Genomic DNA, 10,866 nt, shown 5'->3' on the forward strand with positions numbered 1-10,866 from the left:
CCGCATAATGCCGGTGGTATTACCGCGCGTCGATAAGGTTCTTTACGGACAGCACCATGCGGACCAGATGTGCCAGTGAATGGGTACCCATCTTGTGCATGACTCTGGAGCGATGAATTTCTACCGTACGCTGGCTGATTTCCAGCTCGATCGCGATGACCTTGTTAGCCTGGCCCTCTATCATTCGGTCCATGATTTCGTGCTCCCGAGGGGTCAGGCTCTTGATCCGACGAACAATCTCCTGCTTCTCATCAAGCGTTTTACGCTGCTCCAGGTCCTGCTCCAGCGCAGCTTCAATTTTCTCGAGCAACGCCTCCTCACGGTAGGGCTTCTGGATAAAGTCTACAGCGCCTTCCTTCATGGCATCGACCGCCATGGGCACATCACCGTGCCCGGTCACAAAAATGATTGGCAGAATAGAGTGCTTCTCGTTCAGCTTCTTCTGCAATTCCATGCCATCCATACCCGGCATGCGGATATCCAGCACAATGCAGCCGGCCATCTTTTCGGAGTAATCCTTGAGGAACACGGCAGCATTCTCATAGGTCTTGACCAGCTTGCCATCGGACTTCAGTAACAGCTCCAGTGAGTCACGAACGGCTTCGTCGTCCTCTACCACGTATACAGTTTGCTGAATATCAGTCATGGGCCTGTTCTCTCCTGTCTGTTTTATTGTGACCGCCGCTCAGTGAATTGACGGATCTTTTTGATCGTCACGGGCGTGGTGTTCCTGACGCTCGTGCTCGCGCATTTTCTCAAGCCGTTGCTGGATAATGCCAAAAACGCTTTGCTTCGGATAGCTGCCTTTACTGTCCACTTTCCCCGCTGGCTTGCCCAGCAGCAAAGTAACGGCCTCTTCAACATTCGAAACAGCGTATACGGCAAATCGGCCCTCACGAACTGCCTGAACCACTTCGCTATCCAGCATGAGGTTTTGCACGTTGTTCACAGGCACGATCGCGCCCTGGGTACCCGTCAGCCCGCTCTTGAGCTGACAGGTAGCAAAGAAACCCTCAACTTTCTCGTTCACCCCACCGATAGGCTGCACCTCACCAAACTGATTAACAGAGCCGGTAATCGCCAGATCTTGTCGCACAGGGATACCCGACAGCGAAGATATTAGCGCACAGAGCTCTGCCAGCGATGCACTGTCGCCGTCCACCTCGCCATAGTTCTGTTCAAACGTAAGGCTTGCAGAGAGGTGCATCGGATCTGTCACGGCAAAGTGGGAGGCCAGCCATGAGCTGAGAATCATCACGCCTTTGGAGTGAATATTACCGCCCAGCTTTACATCCCGCTCAATATCCATAATTCCGCCATCTCCATAATAGCAGGTCGCGGTTACACGGTTGGACAGCCCGAACTCAAACCCGCCGGTAGACAGCACAGAAAGCGCATTCACCTGCCCGACAACCGCACCCTCGGTTGATACCAGCGTAGAGCCGTCACGAATCGAATCGTAAAACTGATCACGAATCCTGCTGCTGCGGTATTTGGCACTCTCCAGAGCACGCTCTACATGCACATCCTGAATCAGTTTGGCGCCAGCCTGCCTCGCCCAGAAGTCCGATTCGCGAAGCAGGTTGGCAATATTTGCCGCATGCAATGAAAGCCTGTCCTGATGCTCTGCCATGCGGGCGCTGTATTCTATGATCCTAGCCACTGCCCTATTTGTGCAATGCAGAAGGTTCTTTTCTTTAACCACGCTGGCAATGAACTTTGCGTACATCACCTGGCTGTCTTCCGAGCGGTACATCTCGTTCTCAAAGTCTGCTGTTACCCGAAACAGTTCAGCAAACTCAGGATCGTAATCCTGTAGCAGCATCCAGGTTTCGCGATCGCCGAAAAGCACGAGTTTTACATCCAGCGGCACACCCTGGGGCTCAATCGAAATCGTGCCGGAAAGCGTTAGCTCACGCTCAAGGGAGTTAATCTGAATGGAACGGGCTCGCAGTGCTCTTTTAAGCCCATCCCAGACAAACGGTTGCTCCAGCATCTTGATGGCATCCATTAACAGATAACCGCCGTTGGCCCGGTGCAAGCTGCCCGCCCGAATCAGGGAAAAATCCGTGAACACGGTGCCCTTGTAGGTAACGTTCTCAACGTACCCGAACAGGTTGTGGTAGGTCGGGTTGTCTTCAACCACCATTGGAACTTCATTGGTTTTCTGGTGCACCAGAACGTTAACCAGATATCGCCGCGGCATCTTTTTATCCAGCGACGCGTAAGCAATGGCTGCCTGCTCTTCGTTGTCGTCGAGAAAGATCTCAAGATTCTCAACCAGATCCGCCCGCACGGCCTCGAAGTAGGAAACCACATCCGGAAGGTTCTTGTAGGCCTCAATCAGCTCATCAATCTGGTGGCCGGATATACCCTCAAGAGTCTCCTTGTTCAGTGCTTGCTGCTTGTCGGCATACTCCTGCTCCCAGTCAGCCAGTTTGCGCAGCGCCTGCCGGAGCTTTTTCTCCAGCTTGTTGACCGAATCCTCAAACTTTTCCCTCTGTGCATCTGTGAGCGCCTTGAATGTCTCTGCGGTATGGGGCTTGTCACCTTTCATCGCCACCAGGCGGTAGCCACCAGGCGTTGTAATCGTAAGGCTGACTTTTTTGCGACGCGCCTGCGCGGCTACTTTCTCAAGCTCATCTTCCTGTTTCTTTCCATACTCCTCCTTGAGCTGCTCGGAGCGCTCCAGAAAGCTGTCACTGTCGAAAGTCTGTGGAATAACCTTGACCAGCCGGCTCATGAGTTTTTCCATATCCTGCTTCAGCCGCACACCCTTGCCCGCTGGCAACTGCAGCAGCTTGGGAACCCGCGGTTCTTCAAAGTCGGCGACATAACACCAGTCGTGACTTTGCTGATCGGTATCCAGGTGATGCTCAAGGTAGCGCAGCATCATTGTGCGCTTACCCAGGCCGTTACGGCCCACGGCATACACGTTATAACCTCCATGGGGCATGGCCAACGCAAAGCGTACCGCTTCCTGAGCCCGGTTCTGACCTACGATTTCAGCCAGTGGCTCCAGTTGTCTGGTGGATTTGAACGGCAGATCTTTCAGAACACAGGGTTTGTAAAGCTGATGCAGAGACAGTGACTTCAAGGTTGGGTCCTGTAACGGTTGACTCATTGGCCGGTCATTGTAGGTTTTGCGGACCGGTCTGTCGCGCCCGAGGAAAAGAATTGTAGTAAACGTTTCCAAAAGCGTCACTTTGTGATGAAAATCACGTTTTTGTCGGGGATCATTGTCCGGATCTTTGTCCGCGCACTACACTTACTCTCACGACCATTGTGCTTTAGTCCTATGGCGAGTAATAACAACGACAAAACTTGAATGGATGCCGATCTATGACGAGTGACTCCACCGATCGCAGGATCAAGGATCGCTACCCGGCTTCCTGCCTGAGAGTGCAGGTTCACGAGCGGGGAATTTTCAGCCGCGGCAAGCCCCCTGCATCAGCCACTTGCCTTGATCTTAATCGCTACGGCATGGCGGTTCTCTATCCACGCCCTGTTGAACCGGGCACGCGTTTGCTGATGGATTTCGAAGGCAAATATATCAATGAATCGAGCGTGTGCGCCCAGGTTGTGGAGTGTCGTCCCTTCCAGACCGGTTACAGGGTAAGCGTGCAGTTCAGCTATTGTCTCAATAAAAAGGGATATTCCAGAGCTGTGGATAATGCCCTGTCACGCATTGAAGGCCTCTATAACCGGTTCGCCAATTAACAAGTTTTCAAAACAGCCCGGCATCCAGGCTGGCCGCAACGTACATTCCCAGCTCACGGCACTGATCTTCAAACTCATCCCGGTACTCGCCACGACATAGCAGAGGCTGCTGCACAACTTTCCAACGGAGCCCTGTTGTGATGCTCTCGATGGCGCGCTGTGTTCCAGTGCCATCATGGCCCGCGCGAATATAGTAGGCAAATGGCAGCCCTTGGGTTTTCTCCAGACAGGGATAGTAGCTGCGATCGAAGAAATCCTTCAAAGCGCCGCTCATGTAGCCGAGGTTTTCAGTGGTGCCGAGGATAATGGCGTCACAGGCGAGAACATCATCCGGGCCGGCATCCAGTGGCGCCAGCACGGTTACTTCAACGTTTTCAATATCTTCATGGTCTGCACCCTGTGCAACAGCGTTGCGCAGGGTGAGGGTATTCGGGGAGGGCGCATGGGAAACAATGAGCAATTTCTTTTTGCGGTCCATAACGCACCTCCCGGGCTGTCTTAGAGCAGTTCACCATCCACTTCTGCCGGTATTTCAGCAGCGGCGTCTTTCTTGGCAACCGGCTTAGGCATCAGTCTTTCACGCACCTTGGCTTCAATTTCCTTGGCAATTTCCAGGTTCTCTTCCAGGAACTTGCAAGCGTTGGCTTTACCCTGGCCGATTTTGTCACCGTTGTAGGCATACCAAGCGCCGGACTTGTCCACAAAGCCTTCTTTAACGCCCATATCGAGCACTTCAGCCATGTGATAAATGCCCTTGCCATAAAGGATCTGGAATTCGGCCTGGCGGAAAGGCGGCGCCACCTTGTTCTTGACGACCTTGACGCGGGTCTCGTTACCTACGACTTCATCGCCCTCTTTAACCGCACCGATGCGGCGGATATCAAGGCGCACAGATGAGTAAAACTTCAGAGCGTTACCGCCGGTGGTGGTTTCGGGTGAACCGAACATCACGCCGATCTTCATACGAATCTGGTTGATGAAAACCATCAGGCAGTTAGCGTGCTTCACGTTACCGGTGAGCTTGCGCAGAGCTTGGGACATCAACCGGGCCTGGAGGCCAACGTGGCTGTCACCCATTTCGCCTTCAATTTCAGCTTTCGGGGTCAGAGCAGCTACAGAGTCAACAATGATGACGTCTACCGCGTTGGAGCGCACAAGCATGTCTGCAATTTCAAGAGCCTGCTCGCCGGTGTCCGGCTGGGAAACCAGAAGGTCATCCACGTTGACACCGAGCTTTTCTGCATAGATCGGGTCCAGGGCGTGCTCGGCATCGATAAAGGCACAGGTTTTGCCGGCTTTCTGCGCTTCGGCAATCACCTGAAGGGTCAGGGTTGTTTTACCGGAGCTTTCAGGACCGTAAATTTCAACAATCCGACCATAAGGCAAGCCGCCTATACCCAGAGCAACATCCAACCCCAGAGAACCGGTGGAGACCGCAGGCATGGCTTCGCGGGGCTGGTCACCCATCTTCATGACTGCGCCTTTACCGAACTGGCGCTCAATCTGGCCCAGTGCTGCGCTCAATGCTTTTTTGCGGTTGTCTTCCATCAGTGCAAACCCTCTGTTGCCTTGGCCGCCGGCAGGATATGGCAAGCCGGTGGAGGTGTAGTTAAACGGGAACCTGTACAACGGTAACAGCGAATTCCCTGTATATTTGAACAGTATTAAAACATACCCCGAAGGAGAGGCCAACCCCTGTTATTATCGAATTGCTCATGCTCCTACCAAAAACTCACTAACACCTTGCAGAGCAAAGAGAACTGCCTGCCGGCGTACCTGATCACGATCCCCGCTGAAATGTCGCACTACCGCTTCAGTGGTTCCCACGCTGCTACCCCAGGCGAACCAGACCATGCCAACGGGCTTTTCTTCACTGCCGCCCCCGGGCCCCGCGACGCCGCTAATAGCCACCGCAACACCGGCTCCGGTTGTGGCCAATGCGCCCGCAACCATTTCCCGGACCACCGGCTCGCTGACAGCTCCGTGGTTGTCCAGAGAGGCATCGGTAACCCCGAGCAGTTGCTGTTTGGCGTCATTGCTGTAGGTAACCAGACCGCCAACGACATAGGCGGAGGAGCCCGCCTTATCAGTCAGCACCTTGGCGACCCAGCCTCCGGTGCAGCTCTCAGCAGTTACCACAGTCAGGCCAGCCGCAATCAACTGCTCAGCCAACTTTTCTCCTGCTTGTTCGAGTTCATGGTCACTGGCAGGCATAATGTTCTCCTTCGTTTCATCGCGGGCGTTATTTTCTTACAATCCGTGGCTTCACCCAAAGCAAGATTATCCGGACTCGTCCATGTCAGCAGCTCAGAACGATTTACCAAAGCACACCCCGATGATGCATGAGTGTGTTAACACTGTTTTATAAAGACTTTTTATTAAACTCAAAAAATAGCTACACTTAAAGTTACACTTTACCCCGAGACTGCAATAGATCTACCTGGACCACTTTGGCCCAAACCGACAGCGAGGCGCCTACTAAATCGTGGCTCACCGGTACCCTGGCTCAACCTCAGATCGATCTATACCACTCAAAATCCCAGTATGTTTTAACGTGCGCTGTGACGTGGTGCCACGAAAGATGCATTGATAACTGCCTGATGGATTATAGATACGGCCGGAGAGCCACCATACTTTGAACCAAGCATCGCCCCTGTAGTTGCGGATTGCAGAGGAAAACTTAAAAGGTTGGAGCCGTGATGAGCTGGCTAGTACACAGGTACGGGACGGCTAACGAGAGCGAGCAACTGATAGGCGCTGAGAAGCCCGACGGTGCGATGTATGCACCTTCATAAACAAAAGTGATCTTAGAGCGCGCCTAAAGGGCATGAGATAAGCTCAGGAGGCCGGCCACGGGATCACACGGCCTCCTTAAAAAAATGCCTGTAGACTGCCAAGGGCACAAACTCGGCGATCAAATAGAACGATCACTGAGCCTTGTACAGGCGATTACGCAGAAACCTGAAGTTACCAGTCCGAAAACTTCAGACGCGGAGATACAAAAGGACGACAACCATCATGGAAGTTTTTTGTTGCCACTTTGGCCAAGTAAGAGCTTACCCAAAATAGATCCTGGAACATCTGTCCATCTCCTCTGTCCAGAAGCATGGAGCCATGACGAACGTAGCTCTGCCCTCTGCTCTCAAACGCACTCCCATTGGCGAACTGAATCAAGCCCTGAATTTCGGGCGCCCTCATGCCGAGTGCATAAGCCCATGCCTCATGAAGGCGGGTATAAAGATTTTCACATGATAAATCCCACTTTCCAGTCCCCCGAAAAGCATTCCCATTTAAAAGAATAAGGAGATGAAAGTGTGGTTTGCGCTCATGCTTATCATACTCTCGAGCGCACAAGAGCATTAAATCATGATTTCTATCTTGAGGAAGCCGGTCAAGTTCTCGCTTAAGATGGGCTCTAAAATCCGTTATAAATTCATTCCCAAGAAACTCTTCCTCATACCCCCAGTAGTTAGATGGAAACCTGAGATCGATTCTAATGGCTAGAACTCGGCTATGTTTTGCCAGCTGCTCCAGAATACTTAGTCTAATTCTTTCTAACCATTCTTTTACCAAAGGGCCTGCCGATGTCTGTACCGGCAGGCCAAGATATCGATTATCATAATGAAGATTAAGGTTTGGGTTCTCCACCAATCTCTTCCTCTGCGTTTCTATATATTTGATCATCAACAACCCCTAATCATCCTTTACATCTATTCCAACATGCCAACATCAAATAAATGCTGATGCATAAAATACAATATTACTATTAACCGCATGCAGGATTATTCGCAAGCACCCCAAACTGCCCGCCAAGCACAGAAAGACGCAACGGTAAATAGAAAAATCAAAAATTATTAAATATTAACCCTTGGCGTTGCGCGAACCCCGAGAAATCTTGATATTCCTGATATTTGTATCAGGAATATCGTACTTTAAACCCCAAAATAGGCCGCGAAATTACAACAAGCTTTTGTAGTCGGTGGCCGGGACTCTGTTTTCCAAACAAAAATGACTCCATTGTAAGTCGTCATGAAAATAGCTCGGGTATAAATCAATAACCACCATGCCGCTGTGGGCAACAAGAATAGAAATCTCCCCAAGCCGAGCCAATTTATCCAAATTAAAATCTAGAACAGGCTTATTCCTCATGCGAGAAGGCCCACTCTGACGAATCTTGTTTTTCCTAACGAAACGACGGCCGTCATCCCGTACGCCTTGAATATAATCTCTAAGCGCCTCCAAATCTTTCACATATTCGGGAGTCGACTTAAAGCACCGTAAAAAGACGTCAGAGAAGAAAAAGCCCATCACTTCTGCATCTTTCAGAACATCAACCGATATTTTCTGATCCTCCCCATACTCAATACAGGATAACAGTGCGGCAATCCTAGTAATATTTTCAGCGAGTTTTGAGCCATGATCCTTCGCATACTGAAATCGTCCATTCACTTGTAAATTTTGTTCGATTTCATTGTAAAGCCACTCCCAGTAAATCTTGGCTTCCTCAGTAAAACGAAGTATCTTCCTACCAGGCTTTGAGTTTTCAACATACCCCTCTTTTGTACGAAGTATTTCCTTTGCTCTTTGAAGGTAGTCTTGATAACCATCACAATCTCCTTCAAGCGATCCCCTCAACAGCCTTGTACCCTGTGAGCTATCTGGATTACACACGAGGAAGCGCGCCAAAAAACCAATCCCGAGTGACTCATCTCCTCTTTTTTTCATAAACTTAGCTACCGCGCTTGGCTGCGCCATGATAGAGACAGTCAAGCGGGCATCATCTACAGTAAAGCTCTCGGAACTTTTACGAGTAACGTTGAACGACTCAGCTGACCAAAGCTTGTTAAGCCGTGGTAAATCTTGGACAATCCTGCCATTCAAGATGGTAGCGCCTTCATCAGATACCAGAGCTGCGCTCCCGCATCCATGGTTTAACTCAAGAGCAATTGCTTCAGTTGTCACATCCTCAAAAATCATCTGAAATTTTCTTGGCTTTTTCGGCTTGTGCCTCCTCAATTCCACTAGTTGACGCTTCAAATCATCGACATTTAGTTCCTTTTTCAGTCTGCCTGATATTTTCTTCCTCAAGACTTTTACCGCGTCCTGGAAAACTTCGGTCTCAGCTTCATAGTTGGCCAGTTTTTCTGCGTACTCCTCATTTTGACTAGCTTGAAACTCAACGACTGGCTTCTCCAAAAGACGAGCAACCGTAGATTTCCTTTCCCCGGAATCGGCAATCGTTAACCCAAAAAGTGAGACCGGACCCACCCCTACTCCCGGTCGCTCAACATCGACCCTGCCCTGCAAAAGAAGGGAATAAGTCGACAATGCTGACAGCAAAATCAAGTCAGCTGGTGCCTGGGTTTTCCTCAACAACGAGTAAACAAGGTTGTGTGTCATTGGACATGAGTCCGGCGCCGGCAGCGTCTGGTTCATTACTGGCAGTCCCGGAAGAGTATCTGGCAGATTCATGACCGGGCCTCCATCCTCGCCTGCAGCCAGTCAATGACCTCTTGCTCAACGTAACCAACCGATCGCGCTCCTAGTTTTATGGGTTTTGGGTAGTCCGGGTCGTAGCTTGAGGAATTCACATTCAGTTTCGCGAAGTGGGTCGCTCGCGAAAGAGACGTCATTTCTAGAACCTCATGGATTTTGAGAATCCTCAAAGATCCGGCGGTAGTTGGCGATGGTGCGGTCATGCAGCCTCCTGTACAAAGTACGATGTGGGTTCAGCTACAATGGAACCAGAATCATCCAAATCGAGACATCAAAACCCCGTGGGAGATAGCTGCAAAATCATGGAAAGAACTTCACCATCAATGAGTTATGTCGATTTGCAGAACACGCTGGATGAAGGTTTTGCCGAGCAACGACACCGCGATCTCTGGCTTTTTTTATATTCTAGCCGCCATGCTCACCCTGAATTATGGCAACCAGGTAGCGCCAAAGATCGTGGCATGCAAGAAAGAGATTACCTGATTGATGAAGCAGCTCTTTTACTGGAAAAGCACTCACCACCTGGACCATGGGAGCTTTTTTTCAAGAAGAGAGAATTGGCTGCGAAACTACATGAATTTTGCTTTTGCATCACATACGCCTTCCATAAAAGAGTTCTAGCCGACGGCTTCATCGACATTCGCGCTGAATCGCAACGAGGCCTCCATAACGATTTCATCAACACCCTCACCCGTGACGAAATAGATGTTGTATCTCGGCTGCATGATCTCACGTACAAATATGGATTTGTCATTACTGAACTTTGGACTTCTCTAACAAGCTCAGCAGATATACTGGAGGCTTTTGTTATTAAAAACCTGGGCTATCAATACCTCGCCCACCACCCTTACTTTGTTTTCCCAAAAAGGGGAAACCATCCCCAAGGCATCCAAATATCAATAAAAGAGTACCATACAGCAATAATCGAACCATGGGATCTATTGTTATTTTTTAATGAAAACGAAAGTCTTTCAAAAATAAAATATGAGATAAGTAATTCCTGGCAACTCCCTGGAAACCAGGTTATCGGTGATCACAATAATCACAAGATAGCTTTCTACGTAGATAGGAAGCAGTGCAGCATCGGAAACTTATTAGATACAATCAAACTTCAAATCGATCATTTAAATGACTATAAAGACGGACTGTCGCTAATCGCAGAACCAGAAGATCTGGGCGGCTTTAAAAAAAATAGAGCTAAGGCAAAAAAAGAAGCGAAGAGAAATCTATCATCTACAATAGATCGCCTCAGATTAAGTGAAGGGCTTATACATAAGCGCTGGAGCGTAGAACAAAGTAACGTACGTCGCTCGGTAGGGCTTTACCTGTGGGACCAAAAAAATATCGCAACACCTTCCCGAAGCAGAAAAAGTATTACAAGAGACTTAATAGATAAACTAAAACGCCAAAAACCGGAAGCTCTTGAATTCTACCTCAAAAACTTCAACAAATATGACTCGCCAGCAAAAACAACAAAATTTGGGGACTCACTGGGCGCTCTTGAAACAGTGACGAGGGAAATGGAGGCGGATTTTGAACTAACAGATATCTGCATTCGAAATTTCGAATTCCTTGCGCCTCAAGATGTAAAATCCAGAAGACGAAAAAGCTGAGCAGTCACTTTCTCACTTCTTTTCAGGGAAAAAGCCC

The 10,866-nt window shown here is 49.7% G+C and carries 10 protein-coding genes; 2 read left to right on the forward strand and 8 right to left on the reverse strand.

All coding sequences use genetic code 11. The features are described 5' to 3' along the window. Nucleotides 1-19 precede the first annotated feature (19 nt). Nucleotides 20-646 (reverse strand): response regulator FixJ, encoded by a 627-nt coding sequence (fixJ, locus tag FFI90_RS17530; RefSeq protein WP_144779912.1) that lies wholly within the window; start codon nt 644-646, stop codon nt 20-22. A gap of 39 nt (nt 647-685) precedes the next feature. Continuing rightward, complete coding sequence (locus tag FFI90_RS17535) at nt 686-3,097, reverse strand: Lon protease family protein (protein ID WP_144779914.1); 2,412 nt, start codon at nt 3,095-3,097, stop codon at nt 686-688. Nucleotides 3,098-3,342: 245 nt separating this feature from the next. Here FFI90_RS17535 and FFI90_RS17540 point away from each other — a divergent pair, with 245 nt between their 5' ends. Then, on the forward strand, nt 3,343-3,720 hold the full coding sequence (locus tag FFI90_RS17540) for a PilZ domain-containing protein (protein ID WP_144779916.1): 378 nt from the start codon (nt 3,343-3,345) through the stop codon (nt 3,718-3,720). Nucleotides 3,721-3,727: 7 nt separating this feature from the next. Here FFI90_RS17540 and FFI90_RS17545 read toward each other — a convergent pair whose 3' ends face one another. The 6 genes from FFI90_RS17545 to FFI90_RS20535 form a co-directional block, all read right to left on the reverse strand. Then, entirely contained in the window at nt 3,728-4,198 is a 471-nt protein-coding gene (locus FFI90_RS17545) for a flavodoxin family protein (protein WP_144779918.1), read from the reverse strand. Nucleotides 4,199-4,218: 20 nt separating this feature from the next. Then, nucleotides 4,219-5,268 (reverse strand): recombinase RecA, encoded by a 1,050-nt coding sequence (gene recA / locus FFI90_RS17550; RefSeq protein WP_144779920.1) that lies wholly within the window; start codon nt 5,266-5,268, stop codon nt 4,219-4,221. Between the two features lie 165 nt (nt 5,269-5,433). Beyond that, nucleotides 5,434-5,934 carry a nicotinamide-nucleotide amidase gene (gene pncC, locus FFI90_RS17555; protein ID WP_144779922.1) on the reverse strand — a complete coding sequence of 167 codons (501 nt, stop codon included), beginning with the start codon at nt 5,932-5,934 and terminating at the stop codon, nt 5,434-5,436. A gap of 753 nt (nt 5,935-6,687) precedes the next feature. Next, nucleotides 6,688-7,404 (reverse strand): YagK/YfjJ domain-containing protein, encoded by a 717-nt coding sequence (locus FFI90_RS17560; RefSeq protein WP_144779924.1) that lies wholly within the window; start codon nt 7,402-7,404, stop codon nt 6,688-6,690. 273 nt (nt 7,405-7,677) lie between these two features. After that, nucleotides 7,678-9,192, reverse strand: coding sequence for a YfjI family protein (locus tag FFI90_RS17565; RefSeq protein WP_144779926.1), 1,515 nt, complete (start codon nt 9,190-9,192; stop codon nt 7,678-7,680). Further along, entirely contained in the window at nt 9,189-9,419 is a 231-nt protein-coding gene (locus FFI90_RS20535; protein ID WP_144779928.1) for a helix-turn-helix transcriptional regulator, read from the reverse strand. The genes FFI90_RS17565 and FFI90_RS20535 overlap by 4 nt, the downstream gene beginning before the upstream one ends. Nucleotides 9,420-9,518: 99 nt before the next feature. Between FFI90_RS20535 and FFI90_RS17575 the strand changes: the two genes are divergently transcribed. Further along, nucleotides 9,519-10,829, forward strand: a complete 1,311-nt coding sequence (locus FFI90_RS17575) for a hypothetical protein (protein ID WP_144779930.1) — start codon at nt 9,519-9,521, stop codon at nt 10,827-10,829. Nucleotides 10,830-10,866: the final 37 nt, after the last annotated feature.

Origin of the sequence: Marinobacter maritimus (assembly GCF_007671675.1) — a bacterium.
Lineage (GTDB): Bacteria > Pseudomonadota > Gammaproteobacteria > Pseudomonadales > Oleiphilaceae > Marinobacter > Marinobacter maritimus.